Source organism: Knoellia sp. p5-6-4, assembly GCF_029222705.1.
Lineage (GTDB): Bacteria > Actinomycetota > Actinomycetes > Actinomycetales > Dermatophilaceae > Pedococcus_A.
Genome location: NZ_JARGZF010000001.1, coordinates 1159221 through 1177628, shown reverse-complemented (window position 1 = coordinate 1177628; position 18408 = coordinate 1159221). Strand labels below are relative to the sequence as shown.

19 protein-coding genes, 1 tRNA gene and 1 pseudogene are annotated in these 18408 nt (G+C 71.7%); 14 read left to right on the top strand and 7 right to left on the bottom strand.

Annotated elements, in window-relative coordinates; translation table 11 throughout:
• Window positions 1–6 precede the first annotated feature (6 nt).
• From P2F65_RS05685 to P2F65_RS05675, 3 genes are read left to right on the top strand one after another with little or no spacing between them, the layout of a single operon-like run.
• A complete protein-coding gene (locus tag P2F65_RS05685) occupies window positions 7–648 on the top strand; it encodes a PIG-L deacetylase family protein (protein WP_275805017.1) in 642 nt (213 codons plus the stop codon).
• On the top strand, window positions 645–1307 hold the full coding sequence (locus tag P2F65_RS05680; RefSeq protein ID WP_275805015.1) for a WbqC family protein: 663 nt from the start codon (window positions 645–647) through the stop codon (window positions 1305–1307). Before P2F65_RS05685 ends, P2F65_RS05680 begins: the two co-directional genes overlap by 4 nt.
• Window positions 1304–2578 (top strand): nucleotide sugar dehydrogenase, encoded by a 1275-nt coding sequence (locus P2F65_RS05675; RefSeq protein ID WP_275805013.1) that lies wholly within the window; start codon window positions 1304–1306, stop codon window positions 2576–2578. The genes P2F65_RS05680 and P2F65_RS05675 overlap by 4 nt, the downstream gene beginning before the upstream one ends.
• A 3-nt stretch (window positions 2579–2581) precedes the next feature.
• Here the strand turns inward: P2F65_RS05675 and P2F65_RS05670 are convergent, their stop codons facing one another.
• The 3 genes from P2F65_RS05670 to P2F65_RS05660 form a co-directional block, all read right to left on the bottom strand.
• Window positions 2582–2770, bottom strand: a complete 189-nt coding sequence (locus tag P2F65_RS05670) for a hypothetical protein (protein WP_275805011.1) — start codon at window positions 2768–2770, stop codon at window positions 2582–2584.
• 111 nt (window positions 2771–2881) lie between these two features.
• Entirely contained in the window at window positions 2882–3049 is a 168-nt protein-coding gene (locus P2F65_RS05665; RefSeq protein WP_275805009.1) for a hypothetical protein, read from the bottom strand.
• A gap of 92 nt (window positions 3050–3141) precedes the next feature.
• Window positions 3142–3636 carry a YajQ family cyclic di-GMP-binding protein gene (locus P2F65_RS05660; protein ID WP_275805007.1) on the bottom strand — a complete coding sequence of 165 codons (495 nt, stop codon included), beginning with the start codon at window positions 3634–3636 and terminating at the stop codon, window positions 3142–3144.
• 79 nt (window positions 3637–3715) lie between these two features.
• On the opposite strand from P2F65_RS05660, the gene P2F65_RS05655 reads away from it, so the two are divergent.
• The 6 genes from P2F65_RS05655 to P2F65_RS05635 all read left to right on the top strand — a co-directional run bounded on the left by P2F65_RS05655 (window position 3716) and on the right by P2F65_RS05635 (window position 11803).
• Window positions 3716–3799, top strand: a tRNA-Tyr gene (locus P2F65_RS05655).
• Between the two features lie 183 nt (window positions 3800–3982).
• Window positions 3983–5116 carry an AI-2E family transporter gene (locus P2F65_RS05650; protein WP_275805005.1) on the top strand — a complete coding sequence of 378 codons (1134 nt, stop codon included), beginning with the start codon at window positions 3983–3985 and terminating at the stop codon, window positions 5114–5116.
• 139 nt (window positions 5117–5255) lie between these two features.
• Window positions 5256–10766 (top strand): carboxyl transferase domain-containing protein, encoded by a 5511-nt coding sequence (locus P2F65_RS05645; RefSeq protein ID WP_275805003.1) that lies wholly within the window; start codon window positions 5256–5258, stop codon window positions 10764–10766.
• 14 nt (window positions 10767–10780) lie between these two features.
• Window positions 10781–11068 carry a hypothetical protein gene (locus P2F65_RS05640; protein ID WP_275805001.1) on the top strand — a complete coding sequence of 96 codons (288 nt, stop codon included), beginning with the start codon at window positions 10781–10783 and terminating at the stop codon, window positions 11066–11068.
• 7 nt (window positions 11069–11075) lie between these two features.
• Entirely contained in the window at window positions 11076–11246 is a 171-nt protein-coding gene (locus P2F65_RS18455; protein WP_345803676.1) for a LysR family transcriptional regulator, read from the top strand.
• On the top strand, window positions 11207–11803 hold the full coding sequence (locus P2F65_RS05635) for a LysR substrate-binding domain-containing protein (protein WP_345803675.1): 597 nt from the start codon (window positions 11207–11209) through the stop codon (window positions 11801–11803). The genes P2F65_RS18455 and P2F65_RS05635 overlap by 40 nt, the downstream gene beginning before the upstream one ends.
• 77 nt (window positions 11804–11880) lie before the next feature.
• On the opposite strand, the gene pcaD is transcribed toward P2F65_RS05635, so the two are convergent.
• From pcaD to P2F65_RS05615, 4 genes are read right to left on the bottom strand one after another with little or no spacing between them, the layout of a single operon-like run.
• Window positions 11881–12669 (bottom strand): 3-oxoadipate enol-lactonase, encoded by a 789-nt coding sequence (gene pcaD / locus P2F65_RS05630; RefSeq protein ID WP_275804997.1) that lies wholly within the window; start codon window positions 12667–12669, stop codon window positions 11881–11883.
• Window positions 12666–13898, bottom strand: a complete 1233-nt coding sequence (locus P2F65_RS05625) for an acetyl-CoA C-acetyltransferase (RefSeq protein WP_275804995.1) — start codon at window positions 13896–13898, stop codon at window positions 12666–12668. Before P2F65_RS05625 ends, pcaD begins: the two co-directional genes overlap by 4 nt.
• Window positions 13895–14185: a muconolactone Delta-isomerase family protein gene (locus P2F65_RS05620; protein WP_275804993.1), complete on the bottom strand. Its 291-nt coding sequence runs from the start codon at window positions 14183–14185 to the stop codon at window positions 13895–13897. Before P2F65_RS05620 ends, P2F65_RS05625 begins: the two co-directional genes overlap by 4 nt.
• A gap of 12 nt (window positions 14186–14197) precedes the next feature.
• Window positions 14198–14407 carry a hypothetical protein gene (locus P2F65_RS05615; protein ID WP_345803674.1) on the bottom strand — a complete coding sequence of 70 codons (210 nt, stop codon included), beginning with the start codon at window positions 14405–14407 and terminating at the stop codon, window positions 14198–14200.
• A gap of 40 nt (window positions 14408–14447) precedes the next feature.
• On the opposite strand from P2F65_RS05615, the gene P2F65_RS05610 reads away from it, so the two are divergent.
• From P2F65_RS05610 to P2F65_RS18450, 5 genes and pseudogenes are all read left to right on the top strand, one after another.
• Window positions 14448–15341, top strand: a complete 894-nt coding sequence (locus tag P2F65_RS05610; protein ID WP_275804991.1) for a MoxR family ATPase — start codon at window positions 14448–14450, stop codon at window positions 15339–15341.
• 4 nt (window positions 15342–15345) lie between these two features.
• Window positions 15346–16455 (top strand): VWA domain-containing protein, encoded by a 1110-nt coding sequence (locus tag P2F65_RS05605; protein WP_275804989.1) that lies wholly within the window; start codon window positions 15346–15348, stop codon window positions 16453–16455.
• The gene (locus tag P2F65_RS05600; RefSeq protein ID WP_275804987.1) at window positions 16448–17695 is read left to right on the top strand and encodes an XdhC/CoxI family protein; all 1248 of its coding nucleotides are present in this window, start codon (window positions 16448–16450) and stop codon (window positions 17693–17695) included. Before P2F65_RS05605 ends, P2F65_RS05600 begins: the two co-directional genes overlap by 8 nt.
• Window positions 17692–18171, top strand: a complete 480-nt coding sequence (locus P2F65_RS05595; RefSeq protein WP_275804985.1) for a (2Fe-2S)-binding protein — start codon at window positions 17692–17694, stop codon at window positions 18169–18171. The genes P2F65_RS05600 and P2F65_RS05595 overlap by 4 nt, the downstream gene beginning before the upstream one ends.
• Window positions 18168–18371 (top strand): annotated as a pseudogene (locus P2F65_RS18450) (hypothetical protein); the annotation flags it as partial. The gene P2F65_RS05595 and the pseudogene P2F65_RS18450, both read left to right, overlap by 4 nt.
• Between the last annotated feature and the right edge of the window lie 37 nt (window positions 18372–18408).

Here is an 18408-nt window from a genome sequence, read left to right as displayed (position 1 = left end):
TCTGACTTGCTGCCCGAACCCAATCCGGGAGGGCGTCTCATCCTCGCCCCTCACGCCGACGACGAGACACTCGGCTGTGGGGGATTGATCGCGAAGTATGCCGACGAGTGTGTGGTGACCGTGCTGGCGCAACCGGACGACGTGCGCGAGCGGGAGTTCAGTGCGGCCCAGGCCGTCCTCGGCTACAAGCGCAGCTACATCCTGGACATGAGGGACGGTTATGTCGGTGAGGACATGCACGAGCTCGTGAGGCTTCTCGACGAGGTCATCGCGCTGTGCCAGCCGAGCAGGCTCTACCTGCCCTACCCGTCCATGCACCAGGATCACGTCGCGGCCTACGAGGCGGGCATACGGGCGTCACGACTTTCCATGACCTCAGGACACTGGTTCACGCCTTCCGTGTTCGTCTATGACGTGGCCGCGTACGACGTGAACCTCTATCCGACAGACCTGAAGTGGAACGTGTTCGAGGCTTTGACGGAGGGCGAGATAGACCGTAAGACCGAGGCGATCGCAGCGTACTCATCGCAGGCGATGCCGGGCCCCCACCCGGCCAACGACATCAAACAGGCTGCGCACGCGCTCGGTAGCGCCAGGCGCGTCGCGTGGGCGGAACAGTTCTGCTTGGTGCGGGACGTGAGGCCATGATCGTTACCTGTCACCAGCCGGACCTCCTGCCGTACACCGGCTTCTGGTACAAGATGGCCCGCGCCGACATCTTCGATCTGAAGATCTTCGACCAGTTCCAGGATCGTGGGTATCAGCGCCGTGTGAAGATGCGCGGCACCTGGGCCTCGGTGCCCATCGTCGATAGGCACTGGCGGAGCAGCATCCTCGACGTGCGCATCAACCCTGACATGGCACGTCAGACGCTGACCGACATCATCGTGGGCAGGTATGCCGGGGCTCGGTACTGGGACCGGCACGGCCCGACGATCCTCGAGATGGTCGCCTCGGTCCACACGGACCGGCTCTGGCAGTTCAACTTCGCGCTGATCCTCGGTGTCAGGGAGCTGCTGGGCATCACCACGCCCCTCTCCGTCAGCTCTCCGCTGACCGAGCGTGGTTCAGCAGGGCTCGTGAGCATGCTCAGCAACTATCAGACGTCGATCTACCTGTCCGGCACGGGAGGTCGTGCCTACATGGGCGACTGCAAGGACTTCAGTGACGCGGGGATCGAGGTGGTCTTCTCTCGTCATCGTCCCGTGACGGGAGACTCGATCCTGTCCGTGCTCATGGACTACGAGGACCCGATGCAGGTCGTCCTCAACGAGGACCCCGACGCTGCAGAGGAGGTGGGCGCGTGAGCAGGGTGACCGTCGTGGGCCTCGGGTATGTGGGGCTGCCGCTTGCCGTGCGGGCCGCCGAGGTCGGGCACGAGGTCGTGGGGCTCGACAGTGACGCTTCGCGTGTCGACATGCTGCGGGGGGGCTGTTCGTACGTTGAGGACGTCTCGAGTGAACGGTTGCGGGAAGTGACAGCCGCAGGCGCCTTCCGACCAGCAAGTGGTGGGAACGATGTGGGGAGCGGTCGATCGGACCAGTCATTCGAGATGGGGGTGATCGCAGTCCCGACGCCGCTGCGAGGCAGGGAGCCAGATCTCTCGTTCGTCGAGGACGCTGCGCGAGCGCTGGGAAGGGGCCTGAGCCCGGGGGCCTCCGTCGTCCTTGAGTCGACGTCCTTCCCGGGAACCACCGAGCAACTGTTGGCAGAGGTGCTGGCCGAGGCATCGGGCCTGGTACCGGGCACCGACTTCCACCTCGGGTTCTCACCCGAACGCATCGACCCGGGCAACCGGGTGAACACGTTCGAGAACACTCCGAAGCTCGTCTCGGCGACGACGCAGGAGGGACTGCTCACGATCCGGGCCTTCTACGACACGCTCGTCAAAGAAACGGTGCCGGTGTCCAGCCCGCGAGTGGCGGAGATGACCAAGCTGTTCGAGAACATCCAGGCGAACGTCAACATCGCCCTCATCAACGAAGTGGCGACCCTCTGCCACGAGCTCGACGTCGATGTCTGGGAGATGATCGACGCCAGCATGACCAAGGGCCACTCGATGGCGTACTGGACGCCCGGCCCCGGGGTGGGAGGACATTGCCTGCCGGTGGACCCTCTCTATCTCGCTTGGCAGTCCAGAGAGGTGACCGGGCGTCCGTTTCGCTTTGCCGAGCTCGCCGATGAGATCAACGGGGGACGTCCGCACTACGTCGTCGAGCGGGTCGAGAAGCTGTTGGCCGAAGGGGGCAGGGCCCTGCGAGGAGCACAGGTACTCGTGGTGGGGGTGGCCTACAAGGCCAACGTCGCGGACCTAAGGGAGTCTCCCGCCTTTGGCGTCGTGCGCACGCTGCAGGCGCGGGGTGCCCAGGTGAGTGTGGTGGATCCCCATGTCACCACCTGGGGCCTCACACCCGTGGTCCCAGCAGCTGAGCTGGCAGAGCGGATCGAGGAATACGAGCTCGTCGTGGTCGTCACCGACCACGCTGCCGTCGACTACGACGTGATCGGGGCGAAGGCGCGACTGGTGCTGGACTGTCGTCACGTGGTTCCACCTCGCAACAACGTCGTCCAGCTCTGAGCGTCAGACGTTCTCCCGCTCTGTGCCGCCGGGGGGCAGGCCCAGCTCGGGGTGGTTTCCCGGCTTCGGGTCGTTGTGCGCACCCTGTGGACCGGTGTCGCCGTCGCAGGATGCGCCGGGCTCGTTGCCCGACAGGTTCCAGCCCGGCACGTGTTCCCGCAGGGGCGTCCGCTTCGCGTGTGCTGTGCTCATGGCATCCTCCACCGGACTCCGGACGGCCACCGCAGCCGTGCGCGTCCAAGCAGACAACGAACCCCGCAGCGTGCTCGTGCCGCGGGGTCCATCTCGCCTCCGTGCGTCCTGCTAGCCGGGCTGGGCCTCGTCCTCGCGGGCCTCGTCCTCGGCCGGTGCCCCGCCCTCGCTCCCGGCGCCGGCTCCGCCGGGACCGCTGTCGCCGTCGCTGGAGGCGCCGTCCTCGTTGCCGGACAGGCCGCCGCCGGGCACCTGGTCTTCGGTGGGCTGGTCAGACATCGGCACTCCTGAAGGGGTTGGGGAACCGCGTGCGCTCCCCAACGTATGCCGTGCGGGCCGGTGCCGCACGGCATACCTCTCCCGGTGCGGGGTCAGCGGTAGTTGGTGAACTGCAGGGCGACGTCGAGGTCCTTGCCCTTCAGCAGCGCCTGCACGGCCTGGAGGTCGTCGCGGGACTTGCTGACCACGCGCAGCTCGTCGCCCTGGATCGTGGCCTTGACCGACTTGGGGCCCTCGTCGCGGATGATCTTGGAGATCTTCTTGGCGTTCTCCTGCGAGATGCCCTCCTTGAGCGGGCCCTCGAGGCGGTACTCCTTGCCCGACGGCTTCGGCTCCTTGTCACCGAAGTCGATCGACTTCAGCGAGACGCCGCGGCGCACCAGCTTGGTCTCGAAGACGTCGACCACGGCCAGCACACGCTCGGCGGTGTTGGCCTTGATGAGCACGTTGTCGCCGCTCCACTCGATGGAGGCGCCGACGCCTCGGAAGTCGTAGCGCTGGCCGACCTCCTTGGCCGCCTGGTTCAGCGCGTTGTCGACCTCCTGCTTGTCCACCTTGCTGACGATGTCGAACGAGCTGTCTGCCATGGGTCGAGTCCTCTCGAGGCGTGACGGATGGGGCGAATTCGCATTCGCGGGCTTGCTTGCTATCCTTCCATGCGCACACGGCAGGTTGCCCGAGCGGCCAATGGGAGCGGACTGTAAATCCGTCGCGAAAGCTTCGAAGGTTCGAATCCTTCACCTGCCACCACCGTGCATGAAGGCCCCGACCAGGACTCTTGGTTCGGGGCCTTCGTCGTGCCCGGAACGGGCACGTGTGCTGAGGCCGGGCGCGGTGCCCAGTCGCCTGCCACACTCGGGACAGGTGCTGACGCCGGAGGTGCCGATGGCGGGTGGTCTTCGCCCTGACCCGAGGACGGGGCTCGGTTCGCCTGTGCACACGGTCCGGGTGCTGCTGGTCCCGGCCAACGTGTGGCGGGTCGGGCTGACGCTGGCAGCGTTGGTCGCCCTGTTGGCGCTCCTGCGCTTCGTGCTCGCCGACGGCGGCTCGGTGCTCTTCACCGTGGTGATGGCCTGGTTCCTCTCCCTCGCCATGGAGCCTGCGGTCAGGCGCCTGTCCACCCGTATGCCGCGTGGCGTCGCGACCGCGCTGGTGATGGTCGCCGCGGGACTGCTGTCGCTGGGGTTCCTGGTCGCCTTCGGCAGCCTCGCCGTCGAGCAGGCGGCCACCCTGCTGCGCGGCCTGCCGAGCATGATCGAGTCGGTGCTGGGCTGGGTGAACCGCCGCCTGGGCACCGACTACAGCTCCTCGGACCTGCTGTCCTCGATCCGGCTCACCCCCGAGGACGCCGCCAACTACGCCCAGGACGTGCTCGGTGGGCTCTGGACCGTGCTGGGCTCACTCGCGACCGGCGTCTTCGGGTTCTTCGCCATCATCCTGCTGAGCTTCTACCTCTCGGCCGACGGGCCGCGGCTGCGGACGTGGCTGGCCGGTCTGATGCCTGCGCGACCCCAGCGGATCTTCCTCAGCGTGTGGGACCTGTCGACGGCCAAGACGGCGGGCTACGTCTCGGCCCGACTGGTGCTGGCGGTCATCAACGGCACCACCTCGGCGCTGGTGTTCCTGCTCATCGGCCTGCCCTCGTGGCTCGCCCTCGGGCTCTGGACCGGCGTGGTCGCCCAGTTCGTCCCCACGATCGGCACCTACATCTCGATCGTGCTCCCCGTCCTGGTGGGCCTGGCGAGCCCCCAGCCCTGGACCGGCATCGCGGCACTGGCCTGGGGCGTCCTCTACCAGCAGGTCGAGAACCTCACCTTCGAGCCGAGGATCAGCGCCCGCGCCGTCAACCTGCATCCCGCCGTGGCCTTCGGCTCGGTGATGCTGGGGTCGGCCCTCTTCGGCGTCGGGGGTGCCCTGCTCGCGATCCCGGTCACCGCGATGCTCCTGGCCGCCGTCGACGCGTACGTGCAGCGGCCCCACGACACGACGGACCTGGTGGCGGGAGAGCTCGTGACGAGCCGTGACTCGGCCGAGGAGGCGGAGGAGCTGCCGGGCCACCCGACGTGAGGCCGGTCCGGCCGGTGCGTCGTGCCGCGGCCGGGCGACGGCATTACTCGCGAGTCACCCGGAAGGCGTGACAGGCTCGGCCTCGTGACCTGTGCCGCGGGTCACACCAGACACAGATCGACACGTGGAGGGCGCCTCGATGTTCCGTCGCATTGCCATCGTCAACCGGGGCGAGGCCGCGATGCGGCTCATCCACGCGGTGCGCGACCTCAATGCCGAGCAGCCGGACGACGAGCGCATCGAGACGGTCGCCCTCTACACCGAGGGTGAGCGCAAGGCGATGTTCGTGCGTGAGGCCGACCTCTCCTACAGCCTCGGCCCGGCCAGTGAGCGGCCCTACATCAACCACGCCGTGCTCGAGCGCGCCCTCGTCGAGACCGGTGCCGACGCCGCCTGGGTCGGCTGGGGCTTCGTGGCCGAGGACCCGGCGTTCGCCGACCTGTGTGCCCGCATCGGCGTGACGTTCATCGGGCCTAGCGCCGAGGCCATGCGCAGGCTCGGCGACAAGATCGGCTCCAAGCTCATTGCCGAGGAGGTCGGGGTTCCCGTCGCCCCGTGGAGCCGGGGCGGCGTCGACACCTTGGAGGAGGCCACGGCGGCGGCGGCCCGGATCGGCTACCCGCTGATGCTCAAGGCGACCGCGGGCGGTGGGGGCCGCGGCATCCGCAAGGTCACCTCCGACGCCGACCTCGCCGACGCCTACCACCGCACCCGCGACGAGGCCGAGCGCGCGTTCGGCTCCGGCGTCGTCTTCCTCGAGAAGCTCGTGACCGGCGCGCGTCACGTGGAGGTGCAGGTCATCGCCGACGGCCAGGGCACGGCCTGGGCGGTCGGCGTCCGCGACTGCTCGGTGCAACGGCGCAACCAGAAGGTGGTCGAGGAGTCCGCCTCGCCGGTGCTCGACGCGGACCAGGTCGCCGAGCTCAAGGCCAGTGCCGAGCGGCTCGCCGTTGCCGTGGGGTATGCCGGCGCCGGCACCGTCGAGTTCCTCTACCACCCGGGCGAGCGCTTCTTCGCCTTCCTCGAGGTGAACACCCGCCTCCAGGTGGAGCACCCCATCACCGAGGCCACCACCGACATGGACCTCGTCAAGGCACAGATCCACGTAGCAGCCGGAGGCCGCCTCGAGGGCGAGCGTCCGCTGGAGACCGGCCACGCGGTCGAGGCCCGCCTCAACGCCGAGGACCCCGACCGCGACTTCGCCCCGTCGCCCGGTCGGATCACGCTGCTCGACCTGCCGGCCGGCCCGGGCATCCGGGTCGACACCGGCGTGGGTGAGGGCGACTCGATCCCCGCCGACTTCGACTCGATGATCGCCAAGATCATCGCCTACGGCCGCACCCGCGAGGAGGCCCTGGCCCGCCTGCGCCGCGCCATGGGCGAGACGACCGTGGTCATCGAGGGCGGCGCCACCAACAAGAGCTTCATCCTCGACCTGCTCGACCAGCCCGAGGTCGTCGACGGCACCGCCGACACCGGCTGGATCGACCGGGTGCGGGCCGAGGGCCGGCTGGTCTCCCACCGCCACTCCGGGATCGCGCTCGTGGCCGCGGGCATCGAGGGCTACGAAGAGGCCGAGGCCGTCGAGCGCGCCCGGCTCCTCGAGACCGCCCACGGCGGGCGACCCCAGGTGCAGCACCAGGTCGGGCGCGCCATCGACCTCAAGCTGCGCGGCACGGCATACAAGGTCACCGTGGCCCGCACGGGCCCGCACCGCTTCCGCGTCGCCATCGGCAACGGGGCCGAGGAGAGCGTCGTCGACGCCGACCTCGACCGCATCGACTCCTATGCCAGCCGGATGACGGTGCGGGGCCGCACCCACCGGATCATCACGGCCACCCACGGCCCGGTGCACCTCGTCGAGGTCGACGGCGTCACCCACCGCGTCAGTCGCGACGAGGGCGGCGTGCTGCGCTCGCCCGCGCCCGCCCTGGTCGTCGCGACTCCGGTCGCCGTCGGTGAGGAGGTCGCCGCCGGCTCACCTGTGCTGGTCCTCGAGTCGATGAAGATGGAGACCGTCATCCCCGCGCCGTTCCAGGCGCGGGTGCGCGAGCTGCGCGTCTCCGCGGGCAGCCAGGTCGAGACCGGCGCGCCACTGCTGCGGCTCGAGCCGGTCGGTGACGCCGAGGAGGTGGCCGAGCAGACCGGCGGGGAGGCGGTGGACCTCGACCTCGACGACGCGACGGCGGCCCAGCCCGGCCCGGCCGACCGCGCCGCCCGCGGGCGCGCCGACCTGTGCGCGATGGTGCTGGGCTACGACATCGACCCACGCGACGAGGGCCGCACCCTCCACGACTACCTCGCGGCCCGTGACGAGCTGACCCGCAGCGGCACCTCGCCCATCGGCGACGAGGTGGCGGCGCTGGGGGTCTTCGCCGACTTCGCCGAGCTCAGCCGCAACCGCCCCGCCGACGAGGACGTGCACACCGAGCACCGGGTGCACAGCCCGAAGGAGCACTTCCACACCTACCTGCAGAGTCTCGACGTCGAGCGCGGCGGACTGCCGGAAGCCTTCCGCGGCAAGCTCGCCCGGGTGCTGGAGCACTACGGTGTCGACGGCTTCGACCGCACGCCGGAGCTCGAGGAGGCCGTCTTCCGCATCTTCCTCGCGCAGCAGCGCAGCGCCCCCGACGTGCACCTGGCCACGGCGCTGCTGCAGCGCTGGCTCACCGAGCCCCGACCGCAGGCGCCGCTCGACCACGCCGCCCGCGAGGTGCTCGACCGCCTCGTCGTCGCGACCCAGCTGCGCTTCCCCGTGGTCGGCGACCTAGCCCGCAGCGTGCGCTTCCGGTGGTTCGACCAGCCGCTGGTCGACGAGGAGCGCGCCAGCGTGCTCGCCGGTGTGCGCGACGAGGTGGCGGCCCTGGCTGCCGCCCCGGACGTCCCGGACCGGGCTGCCCGCATCGACCGCCTCGCCGCCATCCCCGAGCAGATCGTGCGCTTCCTCGCCGAGCGGCTCGAAGGTGGTGTGCCGCAGCGGGAGCCGCTGCTCGAGGTGCTCATCAAGCGGCACTACCGCGAGCACGACCTGCACGGGCTGAGCGCCGCCAGCGAGGAGGAGGGGCGCCCCTTCGCGGTCGCCGATTACACCCTCGACGGCCGGCACACCCATGTCGTCACCACGGTCGGGCGTGTCTCCGAGCTGGCCGAGGGCACCTCGCTCGTGCGCGACGTCACCGGCGAGGTTGCCGCACGCCCGATCGGCTACCAGGCCGTGGTCGACCTCTACCTGTCGTGGCCGGAGGAGCCGGAGTCCCCCGAGGAGGCCTCCGCACAGCTCTCCGCCATGCTCGAGAAGCTCGACTTCACCGGGCAGCTGCGCCGCGTCGTCGTGGCGGCCTGCCCCGGTGGCGGTCGGGAGGTCGGTTACTTCACGTTCCGGCCCACGTCCGACGGCCTGGTCGAGGACACCCTCGTGCGCGGCGTCCACCCGATGGTCGGCCGCCGACTCAACCTGTGGCGCCTGCGCGACTTCGAGGTCACCCGGCTCGAGGCTCCCGAGGACGTCCTGCTCTACCACTGCGTGGCCGCGGGCAACGACTCCGACCAGCGCCTGGTGGCGATGTCGCAGGTGCGCCAGCTCGCCGTCGTGCGTGACGAGGACGGCACGGTGACCGCGCTCCCGCATGCCGAGCGCGCCATCGCCAACTGCCTCGAGGCGGTCCGCCGCGCCCGCAGCGCGCGGGGTGCCTCGGGCCCGCGGCTCGACATGAACCACATCTGGGTGGAGATCTGGCCGGTCATCGAGGCCGACATCGACCAGCTCACCGCCCTGCAGTCGAAGATCGCCCCGCTCACCCTCGGTGCCGGCATCGAGGAGGTGCTGGTCACCGCCCGCGTGGCCGGGGCCGACGGCGCGGTGCACCCGATCGCGGCCCGGTTCTCCTACCAGCCGGGCTCGGGCGTCGTCACCTCCATCGAGGAGCCGCCGACCGAACGCCTGAAGCCACTCGACGAGTACGCGCAGAAGGTCGTCCGGGCCCGCCGCCGCGGCCTGGTCTACCCCTACGAGCTCGTCTCGCTGGTGGCGGGTCAGGGCGGCACCGCAACGGAGTACGACCTCGACGACAGCGGCGCGCTCGTCCCGGTGGAGCGGCCCTACGGCCTGAACAAGGCCGGCATCATCGCCGGCGTCGTCACCACCCCGACCCGTCTGCACCCCGAGGGCGTCACACGCGTGCTGCTCTGCGGCGACCCCCTCAAGGCCCTCGGCGCCGTCTCCGAGGCCGAGTGCTCGCGGGTCATCGCCGCCATCGACCTCGCCGAGCAGATGGGGGTGCCGATCGAGTGGTTCGCCCTGTCCGCCGGCGCCCGCATCTCCATGGACTCGGGCACGGAGAACATGGACTGGGTGGCCCGGGCGCTCAAGCGGATCATCGAGTTCACCCAGGCGGGCGGGGAGATCAACGTCGTCGTCGCCGGCATCAACGTCGGCGCGCAGCCCTACTGGAACGCCGAGGCGACGATGCTGATGCACACCAAGGGCATCCTCGTCATGACGCCCGACTCGGCGATGGTGCTCACCGGCAAGCAGTCCCTCGACTTCTCCGGTGGCGTCTCGGCCGAGGACAACTTCGGCATCGGTGGCTACGACCGCGTGATGGGTCCCAACGGGCAGGCGCAGTACTGGGCGCCCGACCTCGCCGGCGCCCGTGACGTGCTCATGGCGCACTACGACCACACCTACGCCCACCCCGGGGAAGGTGGTCCGCGCCGGGTGGAGACGGCGGACCCGGTCGACCGCGACGTCACCGTCTTCCCCCACGAGATGCCCGACAGCGGCTTCACGACGGTCGGCGACATCTTCTCGTCGGCGACCAACCCCGACCGCAAGAAGGCCTTCGACATCCGCACCCTCATGCGCGCGGTCTCCGACCAGGACCACCCGACGCTGGAGCGCTGGGCGGGGATGGCGGACGCCGAGACCGCGGTGGTCCAGGACGCCCACATCGGTGGGTATGCCGTGTGCCTGCTCGGCATCGAGTCCAAGTCCGTGCCGCGCCGTGGCTTCCCTCCCACCGACGGGCCGGACACCTACACCTCCGGGACGCTGTTCCCCCGCTCGTCCAAGAAGGCGGCGCGCGCGATCAACGCCGCCAGCGGCAACCGGCCGCTGGTCGTCCTGGCGAACCTGTCGGGCTTCGACGGTTCACCCGACTCGATGCGGAACCTCCAGCTCGAGTACGGCGCCGAGATCGGCCGGGCCATCGTGAACTTCGTGGGGCCGATCGTCTTCGTGGTGGTCTCGCGCTACCACGGTGGCGCGTTCGTGGTCTTCTCCAAGGCGCTGAACCCGAACATGACCGTCCTCGCGGTGGAGGGCTCGTTCGCGTCGGTGATCGGCGGCGCCCCCGCGGCCGCCGTGGTGTTCTCCCGCGACGTCGACGCCCGCACCGCCGCGGACCCCCGGGTCACCGCCCTCGAGGCCGAGCTGGCCGAGGCCACCGGTGCCCGGCGGGCGCAGGTGGTCACCGAGCTCGCCGAGGTGCGCACCGCCGTGCGGGCCGAGATGCTCGGCCGCGTGGCGGCGGAGTTCGACAGCGTGCACAGCATCCACCGTGCCGTCTCCGTGGGCTCGGTCGACGCGGTCATCAGCGCGGAGGAGCTGCGTCCGCGCATCATTGATGCCATCGAGTCACGCATGACGTGAAGGAGGATGGAGTCATGACGCAGGAGCCCTTCGAACCGGGTCACGACGAGCGGGAGTACCACCGCGCGATCATGCAGGCCGTCATCAACGAGCTGGCCGGGCGCAGCAAGGGCCGGCCGGTCCCCGAGGTGGTGTCCGACCTCGAGCGTTCGCTGGCCGCTCGCGGGCTGCCGCAGCAGCCGCACAACTGGGTCATGGCCGTGGCCCAGGAGGCCGCTGCCGGCCACACCTACATCGAGAGTGCCGAGGCCGTCAGGGACGCCGAGGCACTGCTGCGCCGCCACGACGACGCCAGCCGCTAGAACCCCCATGGAGCTGCGGCACATCAGGTACTTCATCGCCGTCGCCGAGGAGTGCCACTTCGGGCGTGCCGCCGAGCGGCTGCACATCGCGCGGCCGCCCTGTCGCAGCAGATCAAGCAGCTCGAGGCCGAGCTCGGGGTGCAGCTGCTCCACCGCTCCACCCGGCGGGTGGAGCTGACGCAGGCGGGGAAGCGCTACCTCGAGCGGGCCCGGGCCATCGTCGCGGCGGGGGACGACGCGGGGCGGGAGGCCACGCGGGTCGCGGCCGGCGAGGTGGGGAGGGTCTCCCTGGGCTTCGTGGGCTCGACCACCTACGAGCTGATGCCGAGCCTGGCCCGGGTGCTCCGGAAGGACTTCCCCCTGGTCGAGCTCGACCTGCACGGCGAGATGATCTCGCCGGACCAGGTGGCCGCCCTGCACACCGGAGCCCTGGACCTCGCCTTCGTGCGGCCGCCGGTGCGGGACCCGGACCTGCGCCTGAAGGTGCTGCGCCGCGAGCCGCTGGTGGCCGTGCTCCCCGAGTCCCATCTCCTCGCGGGCCTCGACGCCGTGCTTCGAGCCCGACGTCCGCCAGGAGGTGGCGGAGACGTCGACGCTGGTCTCGTTCGTGGCGGCGGGGCTCGGTGTCGCCCTGGTGCCCGACTCGGTGCAGCACCTAGGATCACCGGCGCGGTCCACCGGTCCCTCGAGGGAGCCGGCGACCGTCGAGCTGGCCGTGGCGAAGCGGGCCCGTGACGACTCTGCCCACATCGCGCGCATCCTGGCCCGGGCCGAGCGGCTCCTCGGTGAGGGGGCCGCTGCGGACGACGGGCTCAGCGGCGCGACAGGTGGTCCAGCAGCGCCCGCGTGACCGCCTCGGGCTGCTCCAGCGCGGCCACATGGGCTGCCTGCGGCAGCACGAGCAGGGAACCGTCCTTGACGCCGGAGGCGATGCGCTCGAGGTGCTCCGGAGGCGTGGCGAGGTCCTCGGCGCCGGCGACGGCCAGCGTGGGGGCGCTGATGTCGGCGAGGTCGGCCGTGAGGTCCATCGACGCGATCGCCTCGCAGCAGCCGGCGTAGCCTTCGGCCGGGACGGAGGCCACCATGGCCCGGGCAGCGGCGACCTCGTCGGGGTGGGCGGCAGCGTAGCCCTCGGTGTACCAGCGGGCGACGACCGCGTCCGCCACGGCACCGGTTCCCTGCGCCCGCACCGTCGCGGCGCGGTCGAGCCAGCCCTGGGCCGGACCGAGCAGGGCGGAGGTGCACAGCACGGCGAGCCGGCCGACGCGCTCGGGGCTGCGGGCGGCCAGGCGCAGCACGGTCATGCCGCCGAGCGAGAGGCCCACGAGGTGGGCCCGGCCCACACCGAGCCGGTCGAGCAGGACGAGCAGGTCGTCGGCGAGGTCGTCGATCGAGTAGGGCCCCGGCGGGACCGGGGAACCTCCGTGGCCGCGGGTGTCGTAGCGGACCACGCGGAAGTGCTCGGCCAGCGCCGGCGCCTGGGCATCCCACATGGCCAGCGTCGAGCCGAGCGAGTTCGACAGCACCACCACGGGGGCGTCCGCGCGCAGGCCCGGCGCAGCCTCGACCACGTGGTGGACCTCCACCGGACCGCCGGTCACCGGGCCGCCTCGAAGACGGCTGCCAGGCCCTGGCCGCCACCGATGCACATCGTCTCCAGCCCGTAGCGGCTGCCGCGGCGCTGCATCTCGTGCGCCATCGTGGCGAGGATCCGGGCGCCGGTGGCGCCGACGGGGTGGCCGAGGGAGATGCCGGAACCGTTGACGTTCAAGCGCTTCCAGTCGTCCTCACCGAGCTGCCACTCGCGCAGGACGGCGAGCACCTGCGCGGCGAAGGCCTCGTTGAGCTCGATGAGGTCCATGTCGGCGAGGGTGAGCCCGGCGCGCCCCAGCGCCTCCGCCGTGGCGGGCACCGGGCCGATACCCATCACCGCCGGGCCGACGCCTGCCACCGCCCAGGAGCGCAGGACCAGCAGTGGCCGCAGCCCACGGCGCTCCGCCTCCGCGCGGGTCGTCACCACGCAGAGCGCGGCGGCGTCGTTCTGGCCGCTGGAGTTGCCCGCGGTCACGGTGGCGTCGGGGTCGGTCCTGCCCATGACCGGCCGCAGCCCGGCCAGGACCTCCAGGGTGGTGTCGGGTCGCGGGTGCTCGTCGCGGTCGACGACCACGGGCTCCTTGCCGCGACGGCCGGGCACCGTCACCGATACGATCTCGTCCTTGAACAGCCCTCCGTCCACCGCGGCAGCGGTGTTCTGCTGCGAGCGAAGGGCGTACTCGTCCTGCTCCTGCCGGCTGATGCCGTACTCGCGGCGCAGGTTCTCGGCCGTCTCGATCATGCCGCCGGGCACCGGGTGCAGGGCGCCGCCGGCGGTGACGCGGGCACGGGCGAGGCGGTCGGCGAGCTCCACGCCGTCGCCGCGCACGCCCTGGCGCAGCAGGGCGTAGTGCTCCACCTGGCTCATCGACTCGGTGCCGCCGGCCACGACGACACGGGAGGCTCCGCTGGCCACCTGCATCGCGGCATACAGCACGGCCTGCAGTCCGGACCCGCACCGGCGGTCCACCTGCAGGCCGGGCACGCCCGTGCCGAGCCCGGCGTCCAGGGCGACGACACGGCCGATCGCCGGTGCCTCGCCGCTGGGGTTGCAGTTGCCGAGGATGACGTCATCGATGTCGCCCTCGCCGAGGCCGGTGCGCTCGAGCAGTGCCTTCAGCGCGAGGGTGCCGAGCTCGGCGGCGCTGAAGCCCTTGAAGACCCCGTTGAACGCGCCGACAGGGGTGCGCAGCGGCTCGCAGATGACGACGTCGGTCGCTGTTGCCGCGCCGGTCATGCCGCCGCCGTCGCGATGTCGGAGGGGTGCTGGGCCAGTGGCGTCACGTCGATCTCCAGGTGCGGGAACAGGGGCAGGTTCCAGAGGATCTCGTGGAGCCGCTCGTTGCCGCGCACGTCGAAGATGCCGAGGTGGGAGTACTGCCCCACGCACCGCCCGTTGTGCACCCACTCGCCGGCCAACTGGAGGTCCTGCGAGTGGGCCCTCTCGCGGGCCAGCGTGTCGGCCCGCACCTCGGGGTCGAGGTCGGCAGGCAGGGTCACATCCATCCTCACGGCGAACAGCATGGGGTCAGTCTCCTACGGGGTCCGGCGGCCTTCGACTCGGGCCTCAGGCCGGGTCGAGGACGAGGTGGCAGGTGACCGCGTCGCCCGTGGCGTCGGTGCGCGGCTGGGGTCGAGGATCATCTCGGGCTTGACGGCGGAGGCGATGTCGTCGGCCGCGTGGTCGTCGCCCTTGAAGGAGAGCTGGGTCGTGATGAGCTGGTGGCGGCACCCGACTTCGGTCAAGGCCTTCACCCCGCCCGTTGATGTGGGCAATGCTGGGCCCATGGAGCCCAGGGAAGCGTTCTCGTCAGCCGCCGAGCTGGCGAGGCAGCTGGGCGGGACGGGCTACCTCGTCGACGACGCGCTCGCCACGGTGACCTGGCTGTCGCTGCGGCTCGGGCGCCCGCTGCTGCTCGAGGGCGAGCCCGGCACCGGCAAGACGGCCCTGGCCGAGGCCATCGCCCAGGCCCTCGAGCTGCCCCTGATCCGGCTCCAGTGCTACGAGGGGATCGACGCCACCCAGGCCCTCTACGACTGGGACTTCCCGCGCCAGATCCTGCACCTTCGCGCGCTGCAGGCGGTGGCGCCCGAGAGCCACACGGACGTGGCTGCGGTCGAGGACGAGCTGTTCGCCGACCGGTTCCTGCTGTCGCGGCCGGTCCTGCGGGCGCTGCGCGAGGCACCCGCGGTGCTGCTCGTCGACGAGGTGGACCGCGCCGACGACGAGTTCGAGGCCTTCCTGCTCGAGGTGCTCTCCACCTGGCAGGTCACCATCCCGGAGCTGGGCACCATCACCGCGGCGACCGCGCCCGTCGTCGTCCTGACCTCGAACCGCACCCGCGAGCTCCACGACGCCCTGAAACGCCGCTGCCTCTACCACTGGATCGACCACCCCAGCCTGCAGCGCGAGCTGGCCATCGTGCGCAGCCGCGCGCCCGAGGTGAGCGCCCACCTGGCCGAGCAGGTGGTCGGCGTCGTCCAGCGGCTGCGCGCGGAGGAGGACCTGCTCAAGCCCCCGGGCGTGGCCGAGACCCTCGACTGGGCCCGGGCGCTGCACGAGATGGGCACCACGGACCTCGACCTCGAGACGACGGCCCAGACCGTGGGCGTGGCCGTGAAGTACCACGAGGACGCCGAGCGGGTGCGGGTCGCCCTCGAGCGGATCATCGGGCGGTAGGGCGATGGCCGAGGTGCACGCGCCCGACGAGCTGCTGCTCGGCTTCGCCCGTGCGCTGCGCGCCGCCGGGGTGCCCGTCACGGCGGACCGGGAGCGCACCTACCTCGAGGCCGTCGCCGAGGTCGGCCTGCAGGACCGCGCGGCCACCTTCTGGGCGGGCCGCGCCTGCCTCTGCGGCAGCCCGGACGACCTCGAGCGCTACGACCAGGTGTATGCCGCCTGGTTCGGCGGGCGCCCCGGCGCCACCGGGACGGCGCCGCCGCGGGCGCGCCGCACGGTCACCGTGGCCGGCCTGGGCGAGTCGACGCGGTCCGGGGGCGGGCCGTCGGAGGACGAGGACGTGGTCCGGGCGCTTGCCAGCGCCACGGAGGTGCTGCGGCACCGGGACGTCGCGACCCTCAGCCCCCGGCAGCGCGCCGAGCTGCACGCCCTCTTCGCCCGGCTGCACCCGCGCTCGCCACGGCGCCGAGCGCACCGGCACGAACCGTGGCGTCGGGGCACGGTGGACGCCCGCCGGACGCTGCGGACCCAGCTGCGCCGCATGGGCGAGCCCGGCTCGGTGCGCTGGCGTCGCCGGGGGCACCGCGCCCGGCGGGTCGTGCTGCTCATCGACGTGTCCGGCTCGATGAGCCCCTACGCCGACGCCCTGCTGCGACTGGCCCACACGTACGCCGCGGCCGGGCTGGAGGTGGAGGTCTTCACCATGGGCACCCGGCTCACCCACGTCACCCGCAGCCTGCGCCACCGCGACCCCGAGCGGGCCATCGTGGCGGCGGGGGCGGTGGTGCCGGACTGGTCCGGCGGCACACGGCTGGCCGACGGGCTGCGCGCCTTCCTCGACCGGTGGGGACGCAGGGGCATGGCGCGCGGTGCGGTGGTGGTGGTGTTCAGCGACGGTTGGGAGCGCGGCGAACCGGGAGCCCTCGCCGAGCAGATGCGGCGGCTGCAGGCGCTGGCCCACCGCGTGGTGTGGGTGAACCCGCACCGGGGCAAGACCGGCTACCAGCCGCTCCAGCAGGGCATGGCGGCCGCCCTGCCCTACGTCGACGACTTCGTGGCGGGCCACTCGATGGCCACGTTCGAGGAGCTCCTGGAGGTGGTGGCTCGTGCGTGACGTGCTGACCGAGCTGATGCACTGGTGGCGCGCAGGGGAGCGCGTGGGTGTGGGCACGGTGGTCGCGACGTTCCGGTCCGCTCCCCGGCCCGCCGGCGCGGCCATGCTCGTGGGACCCGGGGGCGAGGCGGTCGGGTCGGTCTCGGGCGGCTGCGTCGAGGGGGCGGTCTACGAGTCCGCCCAGGAGGTCCTCCAGGGCAGGTCGCCGGCGGCGCTGCGCCGCTACGGCGTCAGCGACGACGACGCGTATGCCGTGGGGCTGACCTGCGGGGGGATCCTCGACGTCTTCGTCGAGGAGGTCAGCCAGGAGACCTTCCCCGAGCTCGGCGAGGTGGCCGACGACATCGAGGCCGGGCGCCCCGTCGCCGTCGCAACGGTGGTCGACCACCCGGACCCCCGGCACATCGGGCGCCGGCTGGTCGTGCACCCGGAGGGGTCCCCGGTCGAGCGGGCCGGCACCCTCGGCAGCAGCCGGGCCGACGACGCCGTGGCCGACGACGCCAGGGGGCTGCTGGCCTCGGGGCGCACCGAGACGCTGACCTACGGACCCGACGGGGAGCGGCGCGGCGAGGGCATGCGGGTCTTCGTCTCCTCCTTTGCCCCTGCACCGCGGATGCTGGTCTTCGGGGCCATCGACTTCGCTGCGGCGGTCGCCCACGTGGGCAAGTTCCTCGGCTACCACGTCACGGTCTGCGACGCCCGCCCCGTGTTCGCCACCGCCAGCCGCTTCCCCTCCGCCGACGAGGTCGTCGTCACCTGGCCGCACCGCTACCTCGCCGACGAGGTCGAGGCCGGCCGCGTCGACGAGCGCACCGTCCTGTGCGTCCTGACCCACGACCCCAAGTTCGACGTGCCCCTCCTCGAGGTGGCCCTGCGCCTCCCGGCGGTCGCCTACATCGGCGCCATGGGCTCGCGGCGCACCCACCACGACCGGCTGGAGCGGCTGCGGGCGGCCGGGCTCGCCGAGGAGGAGCTCGCACGGCTGTCGAGCCCCATCGGACTCGACCTCGGCGCCCGCACCCCGGAGGAGACAGCCGTCAGCATCGCCGCCGAGATCATCGCCCTCCAGTGGGGCGGCCGCGGTGACCGGCTGGCCACCCTCGACGGGCCGATCCACCACCACGAGCACCCCCCGCCCCCCGCGCCACCGGAACCGGCGGCGGCGGGCTCCACCACGTCCGGCACCACCGTGTCCGGCACGACCTCGCCCAGCACCACCTCACAAAGGAGTGATCGATGACCCGCATCAACGTCCGCGTGGACGGCGTCAGCTATTCCGACGAGGTGGAGCCGCGCACGCTGCTGGTCCACTACCTGCGCGAGCAGCTCGGCAAGACGGGCACCGTCGTCGGCTGCGACACGAGCAACTGTGGGGCGTGCACCGTCCACCTCGACGGCCACAGCGTGAAGTCCTGCAACGTCCTCGCCGTGCAGGCGGACGGGCACGAGGTGACCACGATCGAGGGCCTGGCCCAGGACGGCCGGCTGCACCCGATGCAGCAGGCGTTCCACGAGTGCCACGCGCTCCAGTGCGGGTACTGCACGCCCGGGATGATCATGCAGGCCATCGACGTGCTGAACGAGAACCCGCACCCCTCCGAGCAGGAGATCCGCGAGGGGCTCGAGGGCAACCTGTGCCGCTGCACCGGCTACCACAACATCGTCAAGGCCGTGCAGCAGGTGGCCGGCGCCGGCAGCGAGGGAGGGGCGTCATGACCACGACCGGGGAGCGCGTGGAGTCACCCGAGCGCGAGATCGGCCGGGCCCGCAGGCGCAAGGAGGACCAGCGCCTCATCACCGGGCGCACCAAGTGGACGGACAACATCCAGCTCCCGGGGATGCAGCACCTGGCGATGGTGCGCAGCCCCTTCGCCCACGCGCGGATCACCGGCATCGACGCCTCCGCCGCGCGCTCTGCCCCCGGTGTGCTCGCGGTGCTGACCGGCGAGGACG

Bases quoted from the DNA above. Each gene is read 5' to 3' on its own strand.
- P2F65_RS05645 (WP_275805003.1), top strand. From the start codon at position 5,256: ATGTTCCGTCGCATTGCCATCGTCAACCGGGGCGAGGCCGCGATGCGG.
- P2F65_RS05605 (WP_275804989.1), top strand. From the start codon at position 15,346: ATGGCCGAGGTGCACGCGCCCGACGAGCTGCTGCTCGGCTTCGCCCGT.
- P2F65_RS05660 (WP_275805007.1), bottom strand. From the start codon at position 3,636: ATGGCAGACAGCTCGTTCGACATCGTCAGCAAGGTGGACAAGCAGGAG.
- P2F65_RS05680 (WP_275805015.1), top strand. From the start codon at position 645: ATGATCGTTACCTGTCACCAGCCGGACCTCCTGCCGTACACCGGCTTC.
- P2F65_RS05610 (WP_275804991.1), top strand. From the start codon at position 14,448: ATGGAGCCCAGGGAAGCGTTCTCGTCAGCCGCCGAGCTGGCGAGGCAG.
- P2F65_RS05595 (WP_275804985.1), top strand. From the start codon at position 17,692: ATGACCCGCATCAACGTCCGCGTGGACGGCGTCAGCTATTCCGACGAG.
- P2F65_RS05640 (WP_275805001.1), top strand. From the start codon at position 10,781: ATGACGCAGGAGCCCTTCGAACCGGGTCACGACGAGCGGGAGTACCAC.
- P2F65_RS18455 (WP_345803676.1), top strand. From the start codon at position 11,076: ATGGAGCTGCGGCACATCAGGTACTTCATCGCCGTCGCCGAGGAGTGC.
- P2F65_RS05670 (WP_275805011.1), bottom strand. From the start codon at position 2,770: ATGAGCACAGCACACGCGAAGCGGACGCCCCTGCGGGAACACGTGCCG.
- P2F65_RS05665 (WP_275805009.1), bottom strand. From the start codon at position 3,049: ATGTCTGACCAGCCCACCGAAGACCAGGTGCCCGGCGGCGGCCTGTCC.
- P2F65_RS05620 (WP_275804993.1), bottom strand. From the start codon at position 14,185: ATGCTGTTCGCCGTGAGGATGGATGTGACCCTGCCTGCCGACCTCGAC.
- P2F65_RS05625 (WP_275804995.1), bottom strand. From the start codon at position 13,898: ATGACCGGCGCGGCAACAGCGACCGACGTCGTCATCTGCGAGCCGCTG.